Here is a 25,733-nt window from a genome sequence, read left to right as displayed (position 1 = left end):
GTCGATTCCTCATACTGATGAGTCATTCCCTCGTCTGCTGGTGGTCGGTGCCGTGGTAAGCCATGCAGATGGCTTTGCCGAGCGGGCCAATGCGCCGCGACTGCTTGACTTCGTTAGGGAGGACGGTCATTGATTACCGGGCGGCACAACCGTTGCTCGACGCACCCCGGCAAGCGGTGAGCCATAGCCACCGGATTGCGTGTTGTTGGGCAAGCCGTTTGCCAGTTGTGCACGCGGATCGCCAGGGTTCAGCGGGAGTTCACCCGCTTGCCTGGCTCCATGCGTGGGATATTCGCTCCCGAGCGGAGCATTCGGCATTAGCGCAAGGCTATTCTCCGGTGAATAGACGTCGTCTTGTGCGGAAGGCGGTCGAGCATGAGCGCTCGAGCCGATGGAGAACAAAACCGATCCTGAAATCAGACTGGCAAGCAACAGAGAGTTTTTCATCGCGATCTCCCGGCATGGCCGTTGCACGAGGGGCGTACGTCACGCTCCCCTGTGCTTATCACATATGCGTACTTCGAATCGATGGCACGTGCAAAACACCGATTCATCTAGGATTACTAGATAATCCGCGGGTAGAGCCGGCACTGAGGCAGCGGCTCGTTTGGGCTCGTCTGTCGGCAGGCTTACCGAGGAAAACCGTTCCTGGTCGATGTTTATTCCCGCGTCATACAGGCAGCTTGCGCCAGGCGCGGAGCATGCGAGGCGACGCAACGCCGCATTCCTTTGACAACACTCTCATCTTTGTTGCGCTGGCACTGCACGTGTCAACTGGCTTCGCGTCGACCCAAAGTGAGTACTACGGCGAGCAAGTTCCCGGCTGGCCGCCAACCCGGACAGTTTTCCTATCCGATACCACTCGCTATCTCAACGTTACCCGCCGGGAAAAGTTTGATCAGTCGCAACCCGGCCGCCAGCAGCGGGCAGGTCTCTGTTTCGGGGTTTTCGACGAATGATTTGGGCGATGCCCGCCTTGGCTTGCATCCCCCGGAAATGCGCCGCGAGTTCACGAGCCCCTGTTCATCCACTGCTGTAAAGCGCGCTTTAGCGTTCCATCGTGCCGTTCTAGCGCACTTATGCTTTGCTGAGCAGGGCTGCTCTTAATGGCTATGGCTATTAGCCGCTCTCATGAGGTTTGCGGCAGTGATTCGAGCTGCTCTTCGTGGGCCTCGCAGGCTGCATCGTCGACGCATCGTACGCACATCGCCGGCCTGACGAAGTCAGTGTCCGAAATAGATCGAGCGCGCAGGAGTCTGCGCGGTTGGCTTCCCTGTTTCGGATGAGCCGTGCTGTTGCGTTCCGCCCATGGACTCGACAGCCCGTTGCTGGTCGATTTGGGCAGCGTTCTGGGCGGCGACTCTCGCCTCCGCAGCCTGAATATCGGCAGGGTAATTCGCATCGTCTTCAGCCGCCGGATTGTATCCGGCTTGTTCGAGCCTTATGAGATCGGCGCGTACCTGTGCTCTGGTAATTGGGACGGGCGCGGACTGCGCAAAAGTCAATGAGGAACTGACGAGCGCACTGAGCGTCAACGTCAGCAGGGCGAGTTGTTTCATGATCTGGATTCCTTCCAATAAAGGACCGGTTTTCCGGGGAACGAGTGAAGCACGGAGACATACGGCTCAGGAGCCGCCGAAAAAAATATCGCAGAAGCTAACCGGTCCGACGCAGGCCGGTGGGGCGGATGGAGACGTCTTGCGCTTGATGTGACCGACGTCGCTCCTGCCTGTCATTTCGGCACCCGTACCGCCGTAGTCTTTTTGCTGCTTGAGCCCGGCGGCTTGCTCTTCAGAGATCGGGGCGACGTCGGGGGATGATGCGTCGGTGACAGAATTCAGACCGTTGCTTTCGGCTTCGATCAATTCCTGACGCACTTGCTCTCGGGTCTTTTCTTGAGCCGGCGCGCTGGTGGCAATCCCCACTGCGGCGCAGAACATCAGGGAAACAATCACGATTCGTTTGATCACTTTCGACTCCTAATTAGACAATAAGAATGAAATGGTGATGCAATAAGAAGCGCGCGGACGACTCGTCTGATTTCCATCTGGCCACACGCATCGTAGTGGCCTGGCCTATAGAAGGCAGACTCGTCGCGATGCCACCGTTCGCCGGTATAGGGATTTATTGAGCCACGCTACAAACACATACTCGTCGTATGCGTTGCAATCGGCCAGAATCCAGTGGGGCAGAACGTTGGTTACGGCAGTCTCCTTTTCTCCGCGCGCTTCAATGTGAGTGGACCGAAACGCTGTAGTCGTCACGAGGCCTGCTCACGCGAAGGTATACCTGGGAACGGCGCCGCTTATTCCAACGGCTTCTATGGGCTTGTACAAAACATGAGGCACTGACGAACGCGTCGCGCAGCGAGTTGCTGCCGCAGGACCATGGCGGCATCGGGTCGTTCGACCACTGACGACGTATTCACGGCAGCTGCACGGCGCCGCGTCGAGGATCGCCCTCAGCGACGCGGCGCTCCCCTCTCAGTTCGATCCGAAGTGGCAGCGGCGGATATCCAATGCGTCAGCACGAACGACGGAAGCATTGGACCCGAACTTCGTGCGCTGCACGTGGCACATCGTTGGAATAAACCGGCCCACTCTCCGGTATTCCGGTCATACGCGGGAAGCGCGGAGGATACGACGATGGACGACGAGGATAGGCAAGCACAGGACGTTCCAAGCCAGTCGCAACGGGATCTCGCCGACCATCGCAAGTCGGGTGAGGAACCATGGCCATCCTTGATTCGGTTGGCGCTAGCATGCTTTGGCCACGGCACAGGCGCGCGCCGCGCCCCATGGTTTGGGACCTGCTGCTGGAGGCAACTGATCTGCTGGAGCCGTGGATTGCTGAGGGTCGCCCCAGAAGGGCAGCAACGCAGACTGAGGCCGACGTCATCGAGCGGGCTCGTCGACGGAAAAGCTTGGGCGGCGCGGGGCCGGGTGAAATGCTTATGCCATACGGACGGCTCGGGCGATTGTATCGCAATGGGATCGGGAACAGCAACGCTTCGTCAGACGCCAATCCGCCGACCGACTCAAGCCCGCGCACGAAAGGTGACGATGAATTGCAGTAGTTACTGAAGAACTACTGAAGCCGCCGGAATTCTGCTGATGAACAACCACGAGGCCGGAAGACCTGGGCCGGGGCGTGCCGGGATGCGACGGGCCTCGCAAAGGCTGCAGTTCTGTTCCGGCGTGGTGACTGGCGGCTATTGACCGACTTCTCGCAGGTAGGCGGTCGTACCCGGCGACTGCTCGACTTTGATACCTGCCGTCGCACCGCCGGCGGCTCGACCGGCCGCAATGGTCGAAAGTTCGCATCCCTCTACATCGAAAGCGCATGCTCGCGCATCCGATCAGGCAATGACCGGTTCTCCTGGTCAAGCGGTTGTGCGAGTAAGGAAAAGCGAGAAGCAGCTATGGCCGATGAAGCAACGGTCACCCTCGCGAATTGAATGGCCGTTTGCTGGGTGGATACGACGTAAGACCGTCCAGGCGACGGTACCGGCGAATGTGGAGCGCTGCGCTGCTGGCTTGTTCGCAGTCGAAGGACTGCACGCTCAACGGGCTCACGGTCGGTCAATCACGGATGGAGGTGTCTCATGGACACTAAAGGTCTGCTCGTCAGGTTGGAAGTCAAGGCCGGCTACGACGACGCCAGGGCGGAAGACGTCCTGCGCTCGGCTCTCGCGAAGGGTCGGGCGGAACCCGCAACGACCGCATGGTTCGCGATCAGATTGGGGCGATCGGAGTACGGCATCTTCGACGTGTTCCCAGACGATGCCGGCCGCGAGGCGCATCTGGCGGGGCCAGTTACACAAGCGCTGTTGGATGCCGGCGGCAGCGTGTTTGCCAGCGCGCTGCAGATTCAGGAGTTCGACGTCCTGGCCGACAAGTTGCCTGCAACATCATCGGGCGAGCCGGTCACGAAGGCGTTGCTCCTCACGTTCAAGGCAAAGACGGGTCATGAGTCGCAGGTCGCGCAGTTCCTTCGCGACGCGCAAGCACTCGTGGAGCAGGAACCCAGGACCGTTGCCTGGTTTGCCATCCGCCTTGACGACAGTCACTTCGGCATCTTTGACGTCTTCCCAGACAACGGCGGTTGGTTTGCGCACCTGACGGGTCATGTTCCTCGGGAACTCGCCAGGCATTCGCTGTCATTGCTGGGCAGCGTGCCGGATATCGGAATGCTCGACGTGGTCGACACAAAATGGGCCGATCAGTCTGCGGGGACGCGGTGAAGGGTCAAGCAGACGGCGAACGAGGCCTGATAGGGAATCCGTGAGCGTCCTACGAGAACTTAAACGATAGACGGTTGGTGGAATAAGAAGTTCCTTGATGGGTGAGCGTTGAAGACCCACCGCATGGTAGTACCGGCGGCACGACGCTCTACGTGACTAGACCGTCGCACCACAGTAGACCGCGTTGGGAGTGCAAAACGCCGACGTTGAAACGCCGGGACGCTGGTAATGAGAAACGATGACGAGAAAAATCTGACGGGCTGCTCTCGCTGGCACGCGGGCGACCGTTCCGACGCGTCGCAGACGGCGGAACAGTCAGGGGAGTATCGCGCGCTTGACAGGGCCCTGCAGGCGTTGTGTGCCATGTCCTACGCGTTCCCTGGTTGCAGCGGTTGGCAATCGGTGCAGCGTGGTGCACGGCCGGTGCCGGCCTGACGCTTGCTCTGGGCGCAGTCGTTCCGCGATTCGTCAGCGGCGGCGACGAGCCGAACCTGGATCTGACCGATCCGCGGGCGCAGTTCTCCTATGTTTGCGGAATAAGGCGCAGTCCGGTGGCTACGGGTCGCCGCTTGCGGGTGTGAGAATCCATGATGGACGTCAGTCAGTCAACTGAGCGTCAAGGTGCTGCTCCCTCTAGTGGCCGGCGCGCCGTTGGCAATATTATCGAGAATCCCGCCGTTGCGGACTTGAAAGCGAACACCTTCGTGTATGTTGGCTTCGCACTCTTCACGCCGCGATCCTCTGCGTAATTGCCATTACGGCAACCTAACGCAACTTGTGAACGTGGTTGCATTGGGGCAGGTGGGCTCCCCCGGCCCTGCTCAGATCAATTCGTCAGTGGCGTTTGAATGGCGAACAAGTCGTTCGCGCCGAACCAGGGAACATATAAGAGCGCGACGCCCGGAATAAATCGCGGCTCGCGGGAGTTATGTTTGATAGCGGCGCTATCGGTGCCGCATTTGCCATCTCGACTTTAACCCTGACCCAAGTCTGGCGACGGAACGTACAGCGCATCAGCCACTGTCGGTGTCACCAAACAGAACGCTCAAACCTGCAGGAGTTCAGAATGAACAAGTCTCGCATCCTTTCCACTTTATTCATCGTCTTCGCGCTTGCACTTTCGTCTTTGGCATCCGGCTGCTCGTCGGAAAGTGGCGCGGGTATGTCCAACGCGGGCAGCAGCGGAGGTAGCGCAGGTGGCTACTGACCAGTTGCCTGCGCGGCGGGCGTGCTTCGAGCTGCGGGCCGCCGTTAACGACTGCGGACGCGATGTACAGACGACTGCTTCCTGTCGAGCCGCCGCAGTAGGTGCAATGTGGTCAGAGTGTGGCTTTGTAAGCCCGCTTCGTCATGAGCGCCTTCAATTGAGACGTTGCCAGGCAGAGCAGCTTCGATGCATCCATTTGTTGCCGATCCGGTTGCGGACCCGGAGTCCTCGCCGACGTTTCCGGCCCAATATTGGCGCCGACTCTTTCCACATACGTTCGAGTCGGCGTTGACAGCGGGTAGAAGTCGCCGCATCGCCCGATAATCTCGACCCGACGCTAGAAGATTAAAATGCAACTAACTGTCCGCCACAGTTGCGTACGTTACAACGGCAAAACCAGCTTTCCAGACTGCTCGGCGAGGCAATCTGGCTTGCTCATCGCAGAAGGCCGGTCGCCTACGCGGCCTGGCGAAGGACTCGTTCGTTTGAAAAAAATGGCCCTATTCTCAGCGTAAGTTTGTGCCCAGTACCGAACGTCGAGCTCCATAGTCCCCCAGTGTGCGGAGCTGCCACCGACTGGGTTATGAAATCGAGTGCGTTCCGTGGCGGCGGAACAGTGTTGTGCACAACACACGGTCTGTGCCTTGTCGTGCCCGAATTACGGGAACAAGATCATGTCAACCAACGCTGGAGTAATGTATTTCGTTATCCTCTATAATTTTACATAAAATTACCAACATTTGACAGAACGTGCAGAACGCTCGTGCTTGTATGTTCGGATTGGCTGACGGACGACTGTGATCGCGCCCGCCTCCGAGTTTGGAACTTCGCGAGGGTGTGGGTTGAGGTCTGCCTAACGCTTTGCGCTGAAATCATGAGTGCCTCGCGCGTAATTGCACACTCGGCGCCGCCAATCCGGTCAGACAACCGGAACGTGATTTCGCTTCCCTCTGACGACACGCCTGCGGCAATATCAACAACCTCCATCACACACCTCGTGGATTCATCGGCGAACTATTGCGGTCCCTCGCCTCTAAATTTACCAGAACGCGGATGGTCACAGTCTGCGCCTGCCAATACAGACTGCGATTTTGGCCGCACGTATGCGGACGCCAGGCCTTGCGCTGAGGTGACGCTCGCAATGTGGACATCGGTGGATCAGTCAACACTCCGATTGCCGCGCTGTCTGTTGCCGCTCAGGAAAGTTGTCGCCGTCCTCGTCCGTTGGCAGGCACCGTCTGGGCAGCAATCGGCACCGACGGACTACAGCTCGCCACAACTACACGCAGCAGGCGGTTCGATACAACTCAGAACATGCGCTGCCCTTAACGGGAAGCCCTGCAGCCGCAGCCCAGTACCTGCGAAATTGGAATGCGGTCACGGCGCTTGGCGAGCTGTATAGCGCGCTATGACGAGTACGTGTGGACATGAGGCGCAAGCGCAAGCAGAAGCAGAAGCAGAGCGCCGGTCGCCCCTGGATCAATGCGCGTGTTCTGCTCTATCAGGCCTGACCAGAAGGAATCGGTTCACGCCGGCTTGAGCCATTTTGCCCGCCGACGGGAGCCACTCCTGTAGGCGGTGATCCTGCCCTCAAGGAGCAAGTGTCTTCGACGACATTCTTCAAAAGATTGAAGAGGTGATCGCCGTTCTCATCGGTCTGATCCGTGCTGGTCACCGGCCTTTGCGGGACGGCCAGTGTCAAGGATTCAAGCTGTGCCACGATCCTCATGCTCGAAGCGGTCCGCCGCGTCTCTGCTGAGGGCAAGGCGCAGCCAGCCCCGCGGTGTGGAAGGCGGTCAAGGAATCGAAGCGGAACGCGCTCTAGCACTTGCCAGTCCTGGTTACTCCTGCTATTTGCGGTGGCGACACCAAATGATTTGGCCGGGAATAGAACGTTCATTGTCGCGGTCTGATAGGTACACGTCCAGCTGATTGAGGGGTGAGGAGCGCCGCAATTGGCTCGACGTGGCGGTCCCCAACGGCGCTGCCAGACAAAGGTGGTCAATGCCATGCGGGTTCCCCCGGTAGAGTATTTCGAGTTTTCCATGAAGCACATGACTTGGGTCGCGGGTGCCGCACTCGCGGTTGGTGCGGCACACGTAAATGCCGCAGATCAGGACAACGTTACACCGGCAGCATCGGGCCATGACGCTACGATCATGTCGGATGCGGGCCCGCCTTCAATGCCAATGCAAAGCGCTGTTGCACCCGCGGGCAAGACACGCGCGGACGTCCTTCAAGAGTTGATACAGGACGAGAAGGACGGCTCGTTAGCTCGCTTGAACACGCTACTTTATAAGGGAAATTGATATCGGGATGCATTGGGTGGGGAATGCGAACTCCCCGATCGTTCGACTCCTACACGATAGCATTGGTTTTCAGCACTACTGATCGACTGCCAAGTAGCCTTGCAAATATTTCTTGATCGTTAGAGGAATTCATCGTGAAACGTATTGCCAGATGCATCGCCACAATCACACTCCTCACCGCAGGTGTTAGCGCGTTCGCGGCACCTACGTTGACATTGCAACAGTGCAACGATTACCCGTTCGTGAGGCTCCAGGGGCCCGTCACTCACCGGCAGCTCATCAACGAACTTAAGGAACTGGAAGAGTTTGGCTACGACCCGTCGGCTGACGACGAACTTTATCCCGACAATCTCAACATGGCGCAGCGCCGGCTTTGGGAGCAATACGCGGCAGACTGTCCGCAGCAAAGCGCGATCGCGACGGCGCCCGCCAGATGACTTCATGGCCGCAAGCGCGTTCCACACCAGCCACCGAAGGTGGCACCGATCAAGGCCTTACCGGAGCTTCGTGCCGCTCTTCGATGCGGGAGCGGCCGGCATTTTCCTGATCAAGCGGATTGCCTCGGGCACAGCGTTTCAACGGCCGCAAATGTCGCTATCACGATCGCGAGTGCCAGACGTGTGGTGAATTGTGGCCTGTTGTGTGGGTAGCCGTCGCTCACTTCGTGTCCTCGCGGGGCTGCTACGTGTCGACTGCGGAAGTTCGTCGCTTACTCCGGGCAACGGGTTCGTTGACGCGCGATGTGCGTGAAGGGATAGATGGTGTACGACTTTGCCATGGACGATGGTATGAGCGCCGCAGTGAAACGGCCGAAGCTGCATTATCCGCGCAACAAGCGGCACGAGGGCATCGTAGCGATTGATTTCGCGGTCGACGCGCTGTCCGTCAATGCTCCAGATATGCATGGCGTTACTCGGCTCAGACCACAATAGTTCGAGTCATTGAACCGTGATCGTCTCCTTCATGTCAGGGTGGTCCCCACAAAAAACCTTGTAGATCCCGGGCTTGTCGAACTTGTACGAAAACGTGTCGTCTTGATCGAGGTCATACGAATGAAAGAGGCCCACGTCAAAGGCGCCTACGTCGTGGACTATCGTGTGCGGCTCCGCATCGAGATTCATCCACGTGATCGTCGTTCCGGCCTTGATCGTGGCGGACGAGGGCGAAAACATCAAATTCTTTATCGTCACGAGAGAGTCGCTCGCGCTTTGTGCGGACGCCGTGACTGTAGCTCCAGACGCTACCAGGCAGAACACGACCGCAAATACGGATTTCGGTAACGAATGATTTTTCACAATGATCTCCTCGAAGCTTATGCAGTTGCTGAATCGTGAAGCGGGGCGGCACCGTGATGGCCGGCGAACGAGACGGTCGTCACGCCAGGCATTCTTGGCAACTGGTCGCGCGCAACCGTCAGCGGTACCGGGCCTGGGCCATTCCCGGCGGTAGGTTGAGGAAAGGCAGTGGAGCGAGCCGTATGGAAGGTGATGTTGCCTTTACCTTGGAGAGATGCATGACGTTGACGATCGACGAAATGAACACCGTCATGGTCGAAGCTGTAATAGCCTCTGTTATCCGAGGCCTTGCCAAAGCGGCAGAAATATTCCGCGCTGGAATCATCCGTTACGTTGTGCTCGCCGGGGACGGTATGAAGTTCCGGGACCGGTAATTCGAACAGGAGTTGGGATGCGAGGTCGAACTCCTGAGCTTTCGAGAGGTGGGTGATATCGCCTGTATGAATGGCCAGAGCAGGCTTCGTGGGCATGCTCTTGACGAGATCGATGGTCTGTTTGAGTGCTCCCGACACATCAGGGTTGGCTTCATTGTTGAACCCGATGTGTGTGTCGCTGATCTGCAGGAACAACGGTTTGCCTATGTCCACGGACTGTTTCTTCTTTTCCTGCGCTATGGCCAGGTCGATGGGCGTGAGCACGCCGCCGGAAAGCGTGAACAGCGTTCCGAGTCCGCCATAGGCCATGCACCTCAAGGCCGTGCGACGTGACGGATTGGATGGGTTCTGTGACGACATGAGATCCTCGCAAGCGAATCAGCAAGCTGAGCGGCCGGATCGCCTAGGAAGAAACCGGCGTCTTCAGCAGGGAGTACCTGCCCGATTGGAGATTTATTCCCACTGCCTGAGCTCGTCAGGCTTGCGAAGTCGCGAATGTCTGCGGGCTTCCCGGTGTCGGGAGACCGTAGCCGGGTGTCGATTGGCTACAAGCCGCCAAGTCAGAAAGCTGCCGGATCGCCTTGCAACGATGAACCGGATGACCGTCTGCGATCAGGTTCACCTTGAAGCGCGCACCAGTGGCTTCGACTACCGGTGTTTGACCGATCGGTGCCCAGGCCGTGCGGCTGTGATAGTCCGAGCGAACCGTCGATTCGTCGATGAAGAAAATCTGCGCCCCACAGTGCTTGGCTAGTTTGACGATTACCGGATACTGCTCCTGCATCCAGCACTCGACCAGTTGAGGATCGCATCGGCAAGCGCGCGCGAGCGGTCGCTGGGGTGAAAGCCCGAGCTTCAGGAGCAGTCGACCGACCGACACCTCGGAGAGCTTGACGTTGAAGTGTTCACGAACCAATTCCCACACCATGTCTCGCGTCAACAACGCAAACTCGAACTTCATCTGCATCGGATTTTTTGTTGTGACTGTCTGATAGACGAGGCGGATAGCCTCGGACGACAGCTTCATCGGCCTACCAGGAATCGCCCTGGCGCGTAATGCCTCAATGCCCCCTTCGCGCCAGGTCGCCAATCATTCGTCAGTCCGCGCTCTCGAAAATCCCAGTGTGCGGATCACGTCCTCCGGCGACGCGCCGGCTTCGACACGCTTGACGGCGCGAATGCGGATCTCTTCAAGCGTTGCATGTGAAATCTGCCGGCCGCCGTCTTCCCGCATCGCGCCTCTCCCTAGGCGCCAAAAAGCTTAGGCCATAGCGTCAATTTATGTTCGCCTATTTATGCACAGGTTAGTACATTTTCTTTACCGTTATGAGTCACGCATTCAGCCACGGTTTACGTATTCGTCGACGCTCAAACCAATTGCGCACCTGGCCGGCCACGAAAGCGCTGATAAACAGCGACAGGTAGAGGACGACGAGATTGTGACGCCACGCATCGAGTGCGAGTTGATGCACGACCAGTTTCGTATCGGGCGCCGGAAGAATGGCATGCAATCCCACGATGGCGCGCTTCATCCGGACAAAGCCGGCCGCGGACAGCAGTGGCAGAAGGAAAAGCAGCGCGAACAGCGCGGGCTTCGCACGCCGCACCATTTCATAGTGGCGCAACCGGAACCACAGTCCAAGGCAACCGTGTATCCACCCCGGCGCGAGCAGCGCAAGTTGCAAGCCTTGCGTGCCGCTCGTGATCAACGATATCACGATCCGCTCATAGTTCGGTTCGAAGCCATAAAGCGAAGCGGCGAGTCGGGTCCCCACCGCATGGCGGATAAGCAGTAAAGGAAGGCTGAGTCCCGCCCAAAGGCGTATCCATTCGGTGGGCGGGAGCGCCCAATAGCGGCGTCCGTAGATCGTGTGCAGAGCGAGTCCAAAATGCAAGGAGGCTGAGCCGTACAGCAGCATCGTCCCGGGCATGCTGTGCCAGAGACGCAGCGCCAATGTGAGGCCACGTCCGGCAAGATCCAGCGACCAGATCCCGAGTGCGTGATTGACCAGGTGTAGAAAGAGATAGATCAGCAGCACTACACCCGATCCGAGCTGCAAACGACGCAGAGACTGTTTCACCTTCTCCCCCTGATATCTGACGTGTAGAGAACTGCTGTTCAGGAGCCGAAATACAGTTGGCAGTAGCTGACTGGACCTACGCATTGATTGCTGCTGGTCTGGGGTAGCGTCGTGCATCCCGCGACCATCAGTCCCCCGCACACGGCAGCGATCAGAACGACCGGTCGAATGCGCGACAAAGCCTTCCTGCTTACACGCTGGTGGCGTGAATCTGAGTGGCTGTTTGGCGCCCCGTGGCGGCAGGCTGTCCCAGCGCCGTACGCATTGGGGAACGGGCTGTCGCGAAGATCGAACTGGTTCATTCGCATTTCTCCTGTCTTCAGGTTGGAACAAGGGACCGGCCTGCGGGCCTTTCCAAGCTCAGGCGAGGTATCGCTTGGACCGAGCATGTCTAAACTACGTGTACATTTAATTAGCGGTATTGACCGAAGTGCCGCCGCTGGCGCTTTTGCTGGCTGCGTTTTGTTGGGCGAGATGCGCCTGCTTCATGCGGTCAATCTGTGCCGAGAACATCGGATTGACGTCTGGGTACGAGGTTTCGGTGACGTAGTTCAGGCCGTTCTGCTGCGCTTCGATCAGTTCCTGATAGACCTCCGTGCGGGTCTTGCCTTGAGCAAATGCGCCCGGCGACGCGATAACGGCCAGAAAAATGGCGGCCATGGAAAATTTCTTCATTGCATGCTCCCGAGCGTGTTGTGCGATATGCAATGAGGAGACGTCGTTAAGTCGCCGGATATTCCCGCGTCTTCAAAAAAAGCCATTTGCCTGAACGCAAAGTCAGTTCGCCGTCGGCTAACCAGCATCAGGCAGGGGGTCGGGGCGGTCTCAGCCATCGGTTCTGATCACCTGGCCGTCACGCCCGGGCCAATGCGAACTAGGTATGCGGCCACTGTCGCCAACCAGGGCGACCGAACCCAGGGGCTCATTCGAGATGTCGGGCGGACGGGAATAAAACGGATGACCCGGCAGTCTACGCCTTGAACCCAGTCGGGAGGTCTGTCGGATGATCCGGCGGTCTACCTCCTGAACCTAATCGTGAGGGCAATATGTCATCAGATCTTCCATCCGATCCGTCGCGCCGCGGCGCGTTGAAATGTCTCGCCTTCGGTGGCGTAGGCACCGTGTTTGTGCTGGCCGGCGGCATTCTCACGCCGGTGGAACTTGCCCTCGCCGCCACAGCGAAGGATTCGCCAGTTGCCTCAGGCGTTCCCCTGTTCCTGCAGATCAGCGACACTCATATAGGCTTCAACAGGGAAGCCAATCCGGATGTCGCCGGCACGCTCAAGCAGACGATTGACTTCGTCAACGCCATGCCGGTCAAGCCGGTGCTGACGATTCACACCGGCGACATTACGCATCTGTCCAAACCGGAGGAGTTCGACCTCGCGGCCCAATTGATGTCGGGCCTGAATATCACCGAGTTGCATACCGTTCCCGGCGAGCATGATGTGACCGACGGGCCAGGGACCGAGTACTTCAGCCGCTTCGGTCATGCCTCCGACAACAAAGGCTATTACAGCTTCGACCATAACGGCGTGCACTTTATCGGTCTCGTCAACGTCATGCATTTTAAGCCAAGCGGTTTGGGAGGTCTGGGCGACGACCAGCTCGCCTGGCTGGAAAACGATCTGAAGGGCCGCTCGTCCAGCACGCCGATCGTCGTCTTCGCGCACATGCCGATGTGGACCATTTACGAACCGTGGGGTTGGGGCACAGGCGATGCTGGCCAGGCAATGAGCTATCTGAAGCGCTTCGGCTCGGTCACGGTCCTGAACGGCCATATCCATCAGATCGTGTCGAAGGTGGAAGGCAACGTCACCTTCCATACGGCGCGCTCGACGGCGTATCCGCAACCCATGGCCGGCAACGGGCCTGGGCCTGGGCCGCTGAAGGTGGCGAGCGATCAGCTTCCGAGGATGCTTGGCGTGACCAGCATCAAGATCGTGCGCCATCCGCTCCAGGCGACACTCGCCGACACGACGCTAGTCTGAATTGCCACACCGTGCTCACCAACCAGGAACCATGTCATGCTAACCGCCACTCTTCGCCGCGCCTTCATCGTTCCCCTCGGGTTTGGGATGCTCATGGCGGCATCTGCGGATTTCTCCATCGTGCAGGCGCAGGAATCCAATGCCGTCGTGATAAAGAATTTTATGTTCTCGCCAATGTCACTCACCATCAAGGCCGGCTCGACCGTGATCTGGAAAAATCTCGATGGCGAACCGCATACGGTTGTCAACGACGCCGGAGACTTCCACTCCGCGGCGCTTGATCAGAACGACACCTACCAGTTCAAGTTCGATAAACCCGGTGTCTACAAGGTATTCTGCGGCATACATCCGAATATGAAGGAGACGATTACCGTCCAGTAGGGGCGCTCTGCAGGAGCTAGTGCCGTCAGAAGAGTAACCGTCCGGAAGAGACGGGAAGAGGGCTCGAGGACGGGGTGTCTGCGAAGTTGACTGCGGGACCCTGGCGGCGCTCACTCCATTCCCTTAGATAATGAGCATGACGGATAGACTTTGTCGATGGTCCTCGAAAGGCGGAGGAGGTCAGATGAGGCGGTTATCGAGGCTGGCCGGCGCCGCCCTGACTACAGCGCCGCTGAGAGCGTCGGCTGGTGACGGATCGGATTGCGACGGCGGAAGTGGATTCGGTCGCGGTGTGTATGACGGCGGTGCCGGGCTCGAAGAACGCGGGCTCAGCAGTTTCGACGACTCGTTTCTGGAGTCCGGGGAGCAGCGCAATGGCCAACCGGCCTAAGAGGCGATCGGATGTTTCGCATACTCAACGAGGCCACGAAGATGGAACGTTGAACAAATCCTCTCATTGCACCGGTCAAGGCGCTGCCGTATGCAGAGGCCGCAGACGAGTACGAAACCTTGAGTCGTCCACCGTAGTGTAGTCGCTCACTTGCCAGGCCGACCCTCGGCATACATCGACAAGGCGCTCCACCGGCGCGGTGCCGACGCAATGGGAGCACGCGTGTCCGGTACTCGTGATCCCCGATCGACTCTTGGATCGGTCGTTCCCGCTGGCACAGCACGTGCGCCTCGCGCTTCGTGATGAAAGTCACCAGTCTGCGTGCTGGCATGGAGTCCTTGGCCGCGATAGCCGCGTACTCCGCCATAAACCCGGAACGCTCATCGATCGGTTCCGGTTCCCTGCCTCCTTGCTTCCGCAACGCGTTCGTGAATCTGTTCCTAGCGTAACTCGAGTTCAAGATGCGAGATCCACTAAGGGTCCGTTAGCTCCGCGTCAGGGCGAGATTGGGTTCAGATCTTCCGATGTGGTCACCTCGAATGTCATCCATTGGACGAGTGCCATCAGATCGGCATCACGCTGTGACATCAGCGTGTCCAGTCATTGGCGATAACGACTCGACCTATCGGCGAAAGACTCACGCGTGGCAAGCGGGAAGGTCAGATGACGCGCCAAAAAATCAACTCAATGTTCTGCTACAGAAGCGGGAATTGAACCGACACACGGCCAGCGTCCACCTCGACGATTATCCCGGTCCATGCCACGATATCGCCTTCGTCAAAAAGCGTTCCATTCGCGTACATACTCGATCGCGCTGGGCAGATCGCCAAAGCACAGGAAGTGTAGTTGCGCGCAGTCCGCGTTGACCGGCAAGGGTTCTGTCACATCAGCCGGCACAGGGGACGAGTAGCAATACCTATTTGAAGGCGAGACCAATGGCCGCTGAGGGTTTGTCACGTCACCGATGCACGGCGTTTCGATCGATCAGCCTTGGCCGCTTCGCCTCCGCTCGCCATGCTGGAAAACACGCCATCCTTGCGGATCAATCCATGGAACAACGCCGCCGACACGTGCATCAGGAAAGTCCCGGACAGCAGTAGCGCGAGATACATGTGGGCCTTACGCAGGATCAGGTAGAGATGAATATCATGCGGCGCAATCAGCGCCAGATGCAGCGTGCCCAGTAGCACGATCGGATATCCCTCGGCGGAAAGCATTGACCAGCCCACTAGCGGCATTGCCACCATTAATGCATACAGCGTCAGATGCGACAGCAACGCGGCCAGACATTGCCAGCCGGCCACGTCCTGCGGCAGCGGCGGCGTCCTGTTCTTCAGCCGCAATGCTCCCGGCCTCGTACCACACGATTGGCGGATCCGCGGGAATCAGCTGCGAAATCACGTCAGGCGGCGTCACCACCGCAGAAACGACGAACGCCCCCGACGATCACAGACGGCGGGATCTGACGCAGTTTCTTCGCGGTCAGCAGACCCATCCAACGCAGCGGCACGACGACGATCGGCACCTCGAAGGTCACCGTGAACGCGACGAACATCGTCATCGCGAAACTGAGGGAATTGTTAATGTCGGTGTTCATCGCCGCGCCGAGCGGCGCGTTGTAGTGCGCCATCACCCGGAAGAGGCTCGGGAACACGACGAAGTATGCGAATGCCATGCCGCACAGAAACAGTGTGTAGCTGCGGTCGACCGGTGGCACGACCAGCATCGTCACTTTCATCGGCACGAGGAACGAGCCGTTGACGTCGGTGACGGTCAGCTTGCGTCTATTGGCAGGTTCATCACCTACGGCCGCGCGAGCGGCCCGAAAATGTCCGGCGCCCAGTAGATGAGCCCGAGAAACACCACGACGACGGAAATGCCGGCCCGGATAATGCGGTCGCGCAATTTGACGAGGCGCGAGATCAAGGTCTCTTCAGTGCCTGACGCCTGGGTTTGCTGGAGGGTGCTCACGCCAGCCCTCGGCAGGAGATTAACGCTCTGGTCATCAGAAGAAGCGCGTGGACCGGCGCAGGGTAGCCGGAGTATGGCGCGCCACCCGCGCCGCACCTGACTGCACGCGGGTGGGGCGAGTGGTAGCGCGCTTGTACCACGCCGGCATTGCCGTTTGCTTGACGCGCCAGTTCTTGCGCTTGGGTGCGGGCGCAGAACTGCTGCGCCACGACGCACCGGATGCGCTGCCCTCACGGCCTTCCACCGCACCGCCGGCAATGCTTGGCGTCGCCGACGTGCCGGCATTCCACGCGTCGTCCAGTTCGGTTTCGTGCTTGCGCAGATTGTTGTGGATCGTGTTTTCGACGTTGCTCGCCGCCGATTCGAGCTGGGTCTTCATCCGACGCAACTCGTCGAGTTCAATCTCATGCGTGACCTCGGCCATCACATCGTTGATATAGCGCTGTGCGCGCCCAAAGAGCGCCCCCGCCGTCCGAGCGACACGAGGCAGCCGCTCCGGCCCGAGTACGACCAGCGCGACGACGCCGATCAGCGCCATCTTGGTAAGACCGAGGTCCAGCATGAATTGTCGTCTTCGTCAGTACGCGGATTGAGCGCGGCCTAGCGGTAATCGCCAGAGCGCGGCGTCTTTTCTGTTGCGTAGACGTCGACCGTGTCGGTGCGCGGCAGTTCGCGCTGCTGGGCGTCGCCCGCCGGTGTCTCGGCCTCTTTGATTCCTTCCTTGAAGTCCTTTACCGCGCCGCCCAGGTCGGAGCCGATATTGCGCAGCTTTCTCGTCCCGAACACCAGTGCAACGATCAACAACACGATCAGCCAATGCCAAATACTCAACGAACCCATGAATACTCTCCTTAACCTCGCCGTTGGGTCTGAACGCGGCGAACATCTCGTGCCTTTGCGGCCCGAATCGAAGCGCGTACGCGCCATCTGCGCGATATCGGCACCTTTGCGCGGAAATGCGCGAGGGCAGGAGCCCCCTGGACGCGCGATCGACGCAGTTGCGCAGCACGGGTTATCGCGTTCAGAACTGTGATGCTACGCGTTGGATCGCGCATTGCACTGGCTGCTTCGGCAAGTTCAGCAGCCAGGTCTCGCGCGGCAACGCGCGTTGTGATCAGAACGCATACCGACTCAGTGGCATACTGTGATCAGTTATGGGGTCTCGACGATAGTCTGGTCGGACAGCAGACCCGAACATGCCGGCTCATCATCGTGGGCTCTGCCGATTCAAGGTGTCGGCTTCGTCTGCCCGGTCTGGCCCAGGCCCATCACTGCACTTCTTTCCGCTTGATGTTTGGCGGCAACCTTTGCTTCCGCGGCCTGAATATCGGCGGGGTAGTCACCCTCATCACCCTCGGACGGGTTATACCCGGCCGCCTCCAGCTCTTCGAGTTCATGTAGCACTTCCGCGCGAGTGAGCTGATGTGCGGCAGGGGCAGACGAAGTTTGCGCATACACGCTGGCTGAAGTTGCCATCAGCACCGCGCCCGCGACAACCAGCGCACGTAATGGCTGGTCAACAAACTGATTCATTGAATCCGATTTCATAGTGGTGCTCCTTGCTTCTTGGGATGCTGATTCGCGCGAAGATCGGCCTGGGCTGAACATGATGCGAGTGGTGGTGGGAGGGCGCGAAGCATGCGTGTCGTCAACCGCCAGGGAAGATCAGCCTGGGCGAAACGCGTGTTCAATTCGTAGTGCTGTCCGTCATGGTCGCGCGCTGTTGCGCAAGATGCTCCTGCTTCATGCGGGCGACCTGTGCCGCGAAGATCGGATTGACAGCCGGGTACGAAGTGTCGGTGACGTAGTTCAGGCCGTTCTGCTGCGCTTCGATCAGTTCCTGATAGACCTCGGCGCGTGTCTTGCTCTGGGCAAATGCGCCCGATGACATGAGAACGGAAAGCGACATTGCGATAATGGCAAGCTTTTTCATTTCAGACTCCTGAGAGTAGTGTGCGGTATGCAATGAGTAGACGCCGCTTCATCATCAGATATTCCCGGGGATTCAATAAAAAGTATCGGGCTGAATGTCGGCGTCAGCTTGCCGTCGGCGACAGGCATCGGATGAGTGGTCGGGGTAATGTCGGTCGTGCGCGGGGGCTTTACCGTTCCACGGGCAGGGTCACGTTCGCAGGGCGGAGAGTGCGTCGTTGTGACCTTTAGCGCGGATACAATGTTTCTGAAATCACTCATCCGTCTGCCGCGCTCGAGGGCGTCGCCAGTCGGTATGGATAGAATTAGACGAAGGGCGTCGGATCGTGCACCGGACCGGGCGTGGGGAGCACTTGACTGGCGGCGCAAGCCGGAGATAATCCACAGCGGCAGGCTTGGTTAGCTTGATGAATTTGCGTCAGCCGAGGCTTTTCCCCAAGGTTTCTCCGCACACGTGTATCTAGCACGTGACCTCCGCGTGCTGCGCCAGAGTAATGCGGAGCGATTTTGACCGTCAGGGAATAAAAACGACGTGCTGGCGGTCTGATTACTGTCGGTCACGGATTGCGGTTACTGCAGGATTTTCATAATGGCCGAGCCAGTCGGCGCGCAGCGCTTTGAGAAACTCGTGTTACCTCATATGAATTCGGCCTTCAATGTTGCGCGATGGCTGACGCATAACGACCAGGATGCCCAGGACGTGGTGCAGGAGGCGTATCTGCGCGCATTCCGGTTTTTTGGCGGATTCCGCGGCGACGATGCCCGCGCCTGGTTGCTAAGCATCGTGCGCAACACCTTCTACACCTGGTATCAGCAGAACCGGGGCCACGCACCGAATACGCTGGAGTTTGGGGAAGACATGCATAGCCTTGAGACGAGTATCGCTGATCATGACGACAGTCCTGAAGCGATGCTCATACACAGCCAGAGCCAGAAGCGGGTGCACAAGGCATTGCAGAGTCTGCGTCTGGAATACCGGGAGGTGGTCGTGCTGAGGGAGCTGGAAGAATTGTCGTACAAGGAAATCGCCGCCATCGTGGGCATCCCGATGGGCACGGTGATGTCTCGCCTCGGGCGCGGACGCCAGCAACTCGCGGCGCTGCTCGCCCCGACGGATCAGGAGGCGTGATGGATCACGAACAGGCCTTCGAATTGCTGCCAGGCTATCTCGACCAGGAATTGAGCCTGTCCGAGGCGATCGAGTTCGAGCACCATCTTGCCGGCTGCGAGGAGTGTAAGCGGGCCTACGAGCAGCAGCGTCAAGTCAGCGCGCAGCTCAGGCAGGCGGATTTGCGCGTGGTGGCGCCGGCGGAACTGGTGAAGCGTATCAAAGCTGCGCTGCCAGGCCGGCGCTCGCTCTGGCAGCGGCTGGGCGACCGATTTGGTCAAAGGAGAGGCGGTGGGTCGATGACCTGGGCGCCGGTGGGCGCGATGGTGATGAGCGTGGTCGCGCTGACCTGGAGCGCGGGGCTGTACCTGTCGGTGCCGTCGGGCGATACGAGACTGACTCAGGAACTCGTGGACGACCATATCCGGTCGTTGCAGTTCAATCACCTCTCCGATGTGATTTCAACCGACCGGCATACGGTCAAGCCGTGGTTCAACGGCAAGCTGGACTTCGCGCCGCCAGTGGTCGATCTCGCGCAGCAGGGGTATCCGCTGGTCGGCGGCCGGCTGGACTACCTGAATGGGCGGCCGGTAGCCGTGATGGTCTATCGCTACAAGCTGCACCCGATCAATCTTTATGTGTGGCCGGGTAGCGACGCGGGCGCCACGCCTCGCATATACCAGCAGCAGGGCTATCATCTGGCCCACTGGAGTGCTGCGGGGATGAATTACTGGGCGATTACCGATGCCGGCGACAACGAGTTGAACAACTTCATAGTGGAGCTGCGTACGCATCCTGCGTCGTAACCAGCGCAAAGGGCAACATGACGCTGACGCCTGGCGGGCAACGCACGCATTCGAGACGGCAGACGCCGCTACAGGCGCCCCTAATTTCGCAAGCCCACTATCGATTTAGCAGTTCGGCAATACGCACGTCCATACGCAGTCTGCGCAACAGGGGCTAGCCTCGGCACGTCGGCCGTCGGGGCGCAGGTGCGAGGCTGCGACGAAGGGGTGTCTGCGCCTGTGTCCCCACGTCTCGGCAAAGCCTACGGCCCGATGCGTACGTCTCGGGCGCATGGGGGGCCTGCCAGATCCGTTGCTATCGCAAAGGCTAAACGTGCCTCTGCATTTTGCTGCGTCAGGCATCGTGAGATGCTCCTGGAAAGTGCGTGACGCTCAAGTCGGTTGTGCAGCCGAACCGCGAGGAAGGCGCTAATGACCAGCTAGAGGTGGACGGTCAAAAGATCGTGACGCCACGCATCGAGGACGATACGGTACGCGACCAGCTTTGGATCTGGTATCAGGTGGAGCGCATTTGCTGTCAGGGCGGCGCGGGTCATCTGAACGAAGCCGGCGGCGGACAGCGACGGGAGGGTAACCAGCACAGCGATCACTGCGGGCTTCGCGCGGTGAACGAAAGGATAGTGACGAAAACGGATCCACAATACGAGACAGCCGTGTACCCACCCGGGGGCGAGCAGTGCAAGTTGCAAGCCTTGTGTTCCGCTCGTGATCAGCGATACCACAATCTTTGTGTAGTCCGGTTCGAAGCCATAGAGCGAAGCCGCGAGGCGGGTCGCAACCGCATGCCGGACGAGCAGGGCAGCTAGTCCGCCCCGGAGGCGGATCCATTCATTGAGCGGAAGTGTCCAGTGGCGACGCTCATGGACCGTACGCAGAGCCAGCGCAAAATGCAGGCCGGCGGAGCCATACAGAAGGACCGTGCCGGCCGCGCTATGCCACAGCCGGATAGCCAGCGTGAGGCCACGCCCGCAACATCCAGCGACCAGATGCAGGGCGCGTGATTCACCAGATGGAGGGAAAGATAGGTCAGCAGCACCACACCCGACGCCAGTAGCAAGTGACGCAGAATTGATTGCACTTCGGTTCCCCTCGATCTCACTGTTGTACTTGCAACGACGCACCTTTATTCCCGCCATTCAACGGTGCATTCACCAGGAAGCCGCATCTGGACCGGTTCGACCGGTTCGGCTCTGATCAAGAGAGCTCGCACAAACTCGGACAAGCGGCTCAGGCGCGCTCGAAATCGCGGCATGCCGCCACGTTCGAGGCTCGGGAATAAAGCGGACGCTGGCGTGGTTAGCTCAGTGTACGCAGCACGATCGACAGGTCGCAGGGTTCCGCTACCGACAGCTGATCGTCGTGAACTGCGGCAGAAATGGAAGGAGGCGAACATGAACATCGCCGAGAAGTCCCTGCGGTTCCTGGTAGAAAAATGGCTTGCGCCGACACCGACGACGCGGCTCCGCGTAATTCAATTCGGCCGTACCGGTTGCGAGAGGAGACGCTATGTGCGCGTCGAGGCCTTGGCCCCAAGCGGTTCGCATGCGATTTTCTTCTTTCGGCACGATGACGGCTGCTGGTGTGTATTTCCGCCTGCGATTGCACGGCCGGCATTGACGGGTCGTCGGCTTGCAGCGTAGAGGAGCGCCATACGGGTAAAAGGAGCATCAAATAAAAACGGAAACCAACGCTTTCCTGAGCAACCGGGAAATCTCTGACCGTGCCGCCATGCACCCGTCGCAGCAGGGCAGAGCCGGTCTTTTACAACGTGGGGGCCGTGCCTACCGTGGTTACGCCGGCGTGTGTCCAGTGGGTAACCTGATCCAGCCGCGCGACTACAGCACGACGATCGAAGGGGTACCTGTTCGTTTTCTCGCAAAGGCATCAAACGAAATCCCCGCATACCTGGAGGGCGGGGTCGCAGCGCCAAAAAAGGCCCTGCTGCGCGCGCACGTCAATGTGTATGACCCGGCGACGATCGCTTTGCCGAGCTGCCTTCAGAACGTCCACGACGTGTTCGGTGTGGGTTTGGCAAGAACGTTTTACCTCCATCGCTGGGCAGTTCGGCCTGAATGCCGAGCGCGTGACATCAGCCGTCTGGCGCATGGCGTCTGGACGCGAGGAAGGTGCAGCAAGCACCGCCGTGTACTGCCGGTAGCATAATCATCCCTCGGGCAAGATGTCACGATATTGCTGAGCGACCTCGATGTCTCGCCGATTCTCCCACAACGCTTCGCGTCGACAGCTACGAACGCGAATTCGCCACGATGTTGCTTGGCAACAAGGGGCGGTCCTACTCGACTCGACAGCGGCTCGAGGTGAGGCAACGCCGACGGCCCTCACGAATTCGACCTGAATAGCGACATGCACATCGTCGCCGGCAGCCGGATACCACGTGGACAACCCGAACTGTGAGCGGCTGAAATGACCGTCGGCGGAAAAGCCGAGCGTCTCCAACTTCGTTAGCGGGTTCGGCGCGGCGCCGTTGAAGGTTACAAGGGTGACCGGACCCGTGGTGCCATGAATCGTTAGGTCGCCGATCATCTTGCCCGTGCTGGTGCCGTTGCGCGTGAAGTGCGTGCTGGTAAAACGGATCTCCGGATAGCGGGTCGCGTCGAACATGTCGACGCCCTTGACCAGGCGGTCGAGCAGCACGACGTAGGTGTTCACGCTCGCGGCATCGATGGTTGCGTTGACCGTGCTTTCCTCCATGCCACCGGCGTCCCAGTCGAGGCCGGCCGTCACCTTGTCGAAGCGCATGACAAAGCGCGAATAATGCAGATGGTCGACGTCGAAGCTCACGTTCCAGTGATGCTCGTCGAGCTGATAGTGCCCGGCCGGCGCGCTCGCTTCGTTCGTCGAAACGCGATGCGTCACCACTTGCAGCGGCGTGCAGGCGACAAAAATTGTAGCCGCGAGAAGGGCGACACCAGCAGCCCACAACGCGCAGCGAAGGATATCTTGACAGGTCATCCTGCTTCTCTCAATGACGTTTGGCTAACACGCTTGAATGGCATTGCGCGGAGACGCCGTGTTCCTGAAAAGCGTTCTGAGTAATTCTGACGGCCTTAAAGAAGGACATGGTCCTCGCCCGGCACGCAGTGCAAGCCAGGCGTGCACCGTTGATGACTTGCACAGCGACATCGAAATCGCCGGGCTTCGAAGGGCGACTAATGTCACCGGCTTAGGTCATGAACGCCTCTCGCTCCGGCATTGCCTGGATCTTGCTGACAGCCTCCTTCGGCGTACCGGCGGGGTCAGGACTCGGTTCCCTGTTGAAGCGCGCGTGACTGTCGCTGCTCTGCACGAAACTGAGAGCGGTACATCGATTTCCGCTGTCGGAGCTGCGGTGCCGATCATCAGCAAGCTCGGTACGCCGACGTTCGGTGGCGAGCATGCCCGTGCCGTGCAGGTGATGGCGGTGCGTAGGCGTGGGCCGTGTTCTTCAAACGCTTCGGCTTGCGGTCCTGCCGCCGCAGTGCCGCAGGTTCGGTCGTCGTTCGTCATGCGTCCCTCGATGTTTTGTCTGGCGGCACTGTGATCGCGGTAAGAATCACTGGGTACTTCAACTCACGGTAGATCTAACCGTAGGACCATCGCCAGAGCGGCGTTATTCGCATCCATTTTCTTCAGTTCGAAGCTGGAATAAATTTCGAGCGACTTCGGTATAGGCTGGGAGAGCATGCCAGCGATCGAGCAGACGGTCCGCCTGCAAATTCGCGGTGCATGAACGAAATGCGCCGATCCGGCGTGAGGTTGGAGACAGGAGTGCACCGCGATGCTCGAGAGCAGGTCCACCCGCAAAGAGAGCCCAGCAGACCCGCCGCATATCGAGGCAGCATCCGACCTCGCGCGCCGGCGGACGCGGGGCGTCAGGGATGCCGAAGATGTGGTCCAGGACGCCTATCTGCGTGCAGTCCGTTCCTTCGACGGCTTCCATGGCGACAATGCGCGCGGATGGGTGCTCGCGATTAGGCGCAACACCTGGTTCACCGAATGGCAACGATGGCGCCAGATGGCCGACGGCGCCCTGCACGGTGAACAGCGGCTTCACGGGTGGCCCGATGATACAGGCAGCGACCCGCAGAACTTTTCCATGCGTCGCGACGGCATTCACTCGCCTCGCCAAACGCCCGGTGCCCAGTCCGTCGAACATCGGGAGGCCGTCGTACTGCGCGATCTCGAGGGTATGAGCGACCGCGAAAACGCGACTGTCATTGACGTTCCGGTCGGCACGATCATCTCGCGGCTCTCGCGGGATCGGGCGCTGGTTTTTGTAGCTGTCCGAGTAGTACAGGCGGCATCGCCGAACAGACCAGGCGAAGAATCCTCCGACCGTTCGGTCGTCTTGGGCAGAGCATATCCGGCGCTTCAATCCGTTCCCTCAGAATCCGTCCGGGGCGAGAACGAATCTCCCTTCTCGCTCGCAGCACTCGGCAACCAGATCAATGCGCACGCCACCCGGAGCGGTTACATCGACGATCTCCAGTTCATGATGTGGATGACACGCCTGGTCGCCCTCCTACCCGTCATTCGGCCACCTCTACGAAGTACGGTCGGCGAAGCGGCGCAGGCGGTAACGGATTGATTCACCTTATGTAACTCGGCGTCGGGGCAATCATTGGAAATTACCATGTGTAAACCAGTAGGCATCCAATCCAGTGCGGCAGGGCATCGTGCTGTTTTGCTTGGACGACCCAAAGCCGACGTTCTGGTGGTCAACTGGAGCGGTGCACGCCGGGGCCACTATAGCGAGCACGTCCGGCGGCTCGGGATAGCAAGCACCGCCGGCCCGTTTGCATTTAGCGCGACAGCGATACGCAAAGGCGACTCCGTATTCAAGCCAAACACACGTCCACCGCCATTTAATACCGGTGACATGATTCCGCAAAGCGAAGTGCCTGAACACATCAGTATCGATCGCGGCCCGCTAATGCCAAACCAAACTTCAATAACGTAGTTAGACGGGCTCCGTAAAGCCGATGAACAGCGTTCTGACGGGAGCCACGTCGGATTCGCCGCAACATGTAAGTCATTCGGAACCCAAGTTGTTCGTCGCGCCGATGCGCTCCCTGTCCAGTACTCGTGTATGCCTGAGGTCGATGATGAAATCGCTGCTGAGTCACCATGAGATCGCCATTCTGTTTCTACTGCTCGATGCGCCCAACCAGGTCGCACCTGGTGATCCAGATGCGATCGCTCTTCAAGAAGCGAGGCTCGTCGAAATTGTGCCTACGGCTTTCGACGATGGCAGATTTCGGGTAACGCCAGCTGGGGCGGAACTACTCCGTCGTCTTCGCATGACAGCGGATTGAAGTACAAATTGGTTCGAGCCGCAATCGGCGACCGCGCACGGGTCGTAGCCGCCGATCGTCGCGGTGATAGCGAGTGCTGGTTCCCAGCGGGAGGGCGTGCGTCGCTACCGGCCCCCGCGTCCTTACGGGCTTTGCGCACCGTCGTTTATTGCACTGAAAACGAGTGGCCCCCGATTTCAGCGGCCTCGAGTTGCTAATCGGGAGGCGGTTTCAAGAGTGAAGCGCAACAGGGGGTTAATGAACGGAAGCTGATGTTATCGAAGCGGTTGCGAGCATACGTTCGAACACCTCGAATGGCGAATGAAATGCATGGGTAGCACGCGGTCGGC

The 25,733-nt window shown here is 59.2% G+C and carries 29 protein-coding genes and 3 pseudogenes; 15 read left to right on the top strand and 17 right to left on the bottom strand.

Annotated features, from left to right (window positions below):
* Positions 1-126: 126 nt before the first annotated feature.
* A complete protein-coding gene (locus GNZ13_RS10595; RefSeq protein WP_172163287.1) occupies positions 127-447 on the bottom strand; it encodes a hypothetical protein in 321 nt (106 codons plus the stop codon).
* A 254-nt stretch (positions 448-701) separates the two neighbouring features.
* Between GNZ13_RS10595 and GNZ13_RS10590 the strand changes: the two genes are divergently transcribed.
* The gene (locus GNZ13_RS10590) at positions 702-959 is read left to right on the top strand and encodes a hypothetical protein (protein ID WP_172163284.1); all 258 of its coding nucleotides are present in this window, start codon (positions 702-704) and stop codon (positions 957-959) included.
* Between the two features lie 264 nt (positions 960-1,223).
* Here GNZ13_RS10590 and GNZ13_RS10585 read toward each other — a convergent pair whose 3' ends face one another.
* Together GNZ13_RS10585 and GNZ13_RS53450 are read right to left on the bottom strand one after the other, a co-directional pair.
* Positions 1,224-1,559, bottom strand: coding sequence for a DUF4148 domain-containing protein (locus GNZ13_RS10585; RefSeq protein WP_172163281.1), 336 nt, complete (start codon positions 1,557-1,559; stop codon positions 1,224-1,226).
* Between the two features lie 66 nt (positions 1,560-1,625).
* Positions 1,626-1,970: a DUF4148 domain-containing protein gene (locus GNZ13_RS53450; RefSeq protein ID WP_328807210.1), complete on the bottom strand. Its 345-nt coding sequence runs from the start codon at positions 1,968-1,970 to the stop codon at positions 1,626-1,628.
* A gap of 1,634 nt (positions 1,971-3,604) precedes the next feature.
* Between GNZ13_RS53450 and GNZ13_RS10575 the strand changes: the two genes are divergently transcribed.
* From GNZ13_RS10575 to GNZ13_RS10560, 4 genes are all read left to right on the top strand, one after another.
* On the top strand, positions 3,605-4,243 hold the full coding sequence (locus GNZ13_RS10575) for a putative quinol monooxygenase (protein WP_172163278.1): 639 nt from the start codon (positions 3,605-3,607) through the stop codon (positions 4,241-4,243).
* Positions 4,244-5,309: 1,066 nt separating this feature from the next.
* Entirely contained in the window at positions 5,310-5,450 is a 141-nt protein-coding gene (locus tag GNZ13_RS10570) for a hypothetical protein (RefSeq protein ID WP_172163275.1), read from the top strand.
* A gap of 2,443 nt (positions 5,451-7,893) precedes the next feature.
* Positions 7,894-8,196 carry a DUF4148 domain-containing protein gene (locus GNZ13_RS10565; RefSeq protein ID WP_328807209.1) on the top strand — a complete coding sequence of 101 codons (303 nt, stop codon included), beginning with the start codon at positions 7,894-7,896 and terminating at the stop codon, positions 8,194-8,196.
* A gap of 321 nt (positions 8,197-8,517) precedes the next feature.
* Positions 8,518-8,691: a hypothetical protein gene (locus GNZ13_RS10560; protein WP_172163272.1), complete on the top strand. Its 174-nt coding sequence runs from the start codon at positions 8,518-8,520 to the stop codon at positions 8,689-8,691.
* A 6-nt stretch (positions 8,692-8,697) separates the two neighbouring features.
* On the opposite strand, the gene GNZ13_RS10555 is transcribed toward GNZ13_RS10560, so the two are convergent.
* The 6 genes from GNZ13_RS10555 to GNZ13_RS10530 form a co-directional block, all read right to left on the bottom strand.
* Complete coding sequence (locus GNZ13_RS10555) at positions 8,698-9,015, bottom strand: plastocyanin/azurin family copper-binding protein (RefSeq protein ID WP_407945620.1); 318 nt, start codon at positions 9,013-9,015, stop codon at positions 8,698-8,700.
* A gap of 56 nt (positions 9,016-9,071) precedes the next feature.
* Positions 9,072-9,788: a metallophosphoesterase family protein gene (locus tag GNZ13_RS10550; protein ID WP_172163266.1), complete on the bottom strand. Its 717-nt coding sequence runs from the start codon at positions 9,786-9,788 to the stop codon at positions 9,072-9,074.
* A 115-nt stretch (positions 9,789-9,903) separates the two neighbouring features.
* A complete protein-coding gene (locus GNZ13_RS10545) occupies positions 9,904-10,455 on the bottom strand; it encodes a winged helix-turn-helix domain-containing protein (RefSeq protein WP_172163263.1) in 552 nt (183 codons plus the stop codon).
* A gap of 63 nt (positions 10,456-10,518) precedes the next feature.
* The gene (locus tag GNZ13_RS10540) at positions 10,519-10,662 is read right to left on the bottom strand and encodes a hypothetical protein (RefSeq protein ID WP_172163260.1); all 144 of its coding nucleotides are present in this window, start codon (positions 10,660-10,662) and stop codon (positions 10,519-10,521) included.
* Positions 10,663-10,759: 97 nt separating this feature from the next.
* Positions 10,760-11,509 carry a hypothetical protein gene (locus GNZ13_RS10535; protein ID WP_172163257.1) on the bottom strand — a complete coding sequence of 250 codons (750 nt, stop codon included), beginning with the start codon at positions 11,507-11,509 and terminating at the stop codon, positions 10,760-10,762.
* Between the two features lie 408 nt (positions 11,510-11,917).
* Positions 11,918-12,184, bottom strand: coding sequence for a DUF4148 domain-containing protein (locus GNZ13_RS10530; RefSeq protein ID WP_172163254.1), 267 nt, complete (start codon positions 12,182-12,184; stop codon positions 11,918-11,920).
* A gap of 371 nt (positions 12,185-12,555) precedes the next feature.
* Between GNZ13_RS10530 and GNZ13_RS10525 the strand changes: the two genes are divergently transcribed.
* From GNZ13_RS10525 to GNZ13_RS10515, 3 genes are all read left to right on the top strand, one after another.
* A complete protein-coding gene (locus tag GNZ13_RS10525; protein WP_172163251.1) occupies positions 12,556-13,500 on the top strand; it encodes a metallophosphoesterase family protein in 945 nt (314 codons plus the stop codon).
* Between the two features lie 87 nt (positions 13,501-13,587).
* On the top strand, positions 13,588-13,881 hold the full coding sequence (locus GNZ13_RS10520) for a cupredoxin domain-containing protein (protein ID WP_407945619.1): 294 nt from the start codon (positions 13,588-13,590) through the stop codon (positions 13,879-13,881).
* Between the two features lie 184 nt (positions 13,882-14,065).
* Positions 14,066-14,272 carry a hypothetical protein gene (locus GNZ13_RS10515; RefSeq protein ID WP_172163245.1) on the top strand — a complete coding sequence of 69 codons (207 nt, stop codon included), beginning with the start codon at positions 14,066-14,068 and terminating at the stop codon, positions 14,270-14,272.
* 953 nt (positions 14,273-15,225) lie between these two features.
* Here GNZ13_RS10515 and GNZ13_RS52165 read toward each other — a convergent pair.
* The 6 genes and pseudogenes from GNZ13_RS52165 to GNZ13_RS10485 all read right to left on the bottom strand — a co-directional run bounded on the left by GNZ13_RS52165 (position 15,226) and on the right by GNZ13_RS10485 (position 18,176).
* Entirely contained in the window at positions 15,226-15,576 is a 351-nt protein-coding gene (locus GNZ13_RS52165) for a cytochrome b (RefSeq protein ID WP_328807208.1), read from the bottom strand.
* A gap of 31 nt (positions 15,577-15,607) precedes the next feature.
* Positions 15,608-16,243, bottom strand: a pseudogene (gene tatC / locus GNZ13_RS10505) (twin-arginine translocase subunit TatC); the annotation flags it as partial.
* A 34-nt stretch (positions 16,244-16,277) separates the two neighbouring features.
* Entirely contained in the window at positions 16,278-16,805 is a 528-nt protein-coding gene (gene tatB, locus GNZ13_RS10500) for a Sec-independent protein translocase protein TatB (protein ID WP_172163240.1), read from the bottom strand.
* Between the two features lie 38 nt (positions 16,806-16,843).
* Positions 16,844-17,083 (bottom strand): Sec-independent protein translocase subunit TatA, encoded by a 240-nt coding sequence (tatA, locus tag GNZ13_RS10495; RefSeq protein WP_172163238.1) that lies wholly within the window; start codon positions 17,081-17,083, stop codon positions 16,844-16,846.
* A 387-nt stretch (positions 17,084-17,470) separates the two neighbouring features.
* Positions 17,471-17,791: a DUF4148 domain-containing protein gene (locus GNZ13_RS10490; protein WP_172163236.1), complete on the bottom strand. Its 321-nt coding sequence runs from the start codon at positions 17,789-17,791 to the stop codon at positions 17,471-17,473.
* 139 nt (positions 17,792-17,930) lie between these two features.
* On the bottom strand, positions 17,931-18,176 hold the full coding sequence (locus GNZ13_RS10485; protein ID WP_172163234.1) for a DUF4148 domain-containing protein: 246 nt from the start codon (positions 18,174-18,176) through the stop codon (positions 17,931-17,933).
* Positions 18,177-18,764: 588 nt separating this feature from the next.
* On the opposite strand from GNZ13_RS10485, the gene GNZ13_RS10480 reads away from it, so the two are divergent.
* The 5 genes and pseudogenes from GNZ13_RS10480 to GNZ13_RS10460 all read left to right on the top strand — a co-directional run.
* A complete protein-coding gene (locus GNZ13_RS10480; RefSeq protein WP_172163232.1) occupies positions 18,765-19,304 on the top strand; it encodes a sigma-70 family RNA polymerase sigma factor in 540 nt (179 codons plus the stop codon).
* Positions 19,304-20,089: an anti-sigma factor family protein gene (locus tag GNZ13_RS10475; protein ID WP_172163230.1), complete on the top strand. Its 786-nt coding sequence runs from the start codon at positions 19,304-19,306 to the stop codon at positions 20,087-20,089. The genes GNZ13_RS10480 and GNZ13_RS10475 overlap by 1 nt, the downstream gene beginning before the upstream one ends.
* A gap of 365 nt (positions 20,090-20,454) precedes the next feature.
* The gene (locus GNZ13_RS10470) at positions 20,455-20,895 is read left to right on the top strand and encodes a hypothetical protein (RefSeq protein WP_172163228.1); all 441 of its coding nucleotides are present in this window, start codon (positions 20,455-20,457) and stop codon (positions 20,893-20,895) included.
* A 585-nt stretch (positions 20,896-21,480) separates the two neighbouring features.
* Positions 21,481-21,729, top strand: a complete 249-nt coding sequence (locus GNZ13_RS10465) for a hypothetical protein (RefSeq protein ID WP_172163226.1) — start codon at positions 21,481-21,483, stop codon at positions 21,727-21,729.
* 88 nt (positions 21,730-21,817) lie between these two features.
* A pseudogene (locus GNZ13_RS10460) lies at positions 21,818-22,184 on the top strand (hypothetical protein); the annotation flags it as partial.
* A gap of 242 nt (positions 22,185-22,426) precedes the next feature.
* Here GNZ13_RS10460 and GNZ13_RS10455 read toward each other — a convergent pair.
* Both GNZ13_RS10455 and GNZ13_RS10450 read right to left on the bottom strand, forming a co-directional pair.
* Positions 22,427-23,062, bottom strand: a pseudogene (locus tag GNZ13_RS10455) (YceI family protein); the annotation flags it as partial.
* A gap of 211 nt (positions 23,063-23,273) precedes the next feature.
* On the bottom strand, positions 23,274-23,486 hold the full coding sequence (locus tag GNZ13_RS10450) for a hypothetical protein (RefSeq protein ID WP_172163222.1): 213 nt from the start codon (positions 23,484-23,486) through the stop codon (positions 23,274-23,276).
* A gap of 381 nt (positions 23,487-23,867) precedes the next feature.
* Between GNZ13_RS10450 and GNZ13_RS10445 the strand changes: the two genes are divergently transcribed.
* Together GNZ13_RS10445 and GNZ13_RS10435 are read left to right on the top strand one after the other, a co-directional pair.
* A complete protein-coding gene (locus GNZ13_RS10445; RefSeq protein ID WP_172163220.1) occupies positions 23,868-24,677 on the top strand; it encodes a sigma factor in 810 nt (269 codons plus the stop codon).
* A 517-nt stretch (positions 24,678-25,194) separates the two neighbouring features.
* The gene (locus tag GNZ13_RS10435) at positions 25,195-25,404 is read left to right on the top strand and encodes a hypothetical protein (protein ID WP_171925975.1); all 210 of its coding nucleotides are present in this window, start codon (positions 25,195-25,197) and stop codon (positions 25,402-25,404) included.
* The last annotated feature ends 329 nt before the right edge of the window (positions 25,405-25,733 follow it).

The organism is Paraburkholderia elongata (genome assembly GCF_013177735.1).
Lineage (GTDB): Bacteria > Pseudomonadota > Gammaproteobacteria > Burkholderiales > Burkholderiaceae > Paraburkholderia > Paraburkholderia elongata.
Note: the sequence above shows the minus strand (reverse complement) of the source record. Positions and strands in the feature narration are given on the sequence as shown.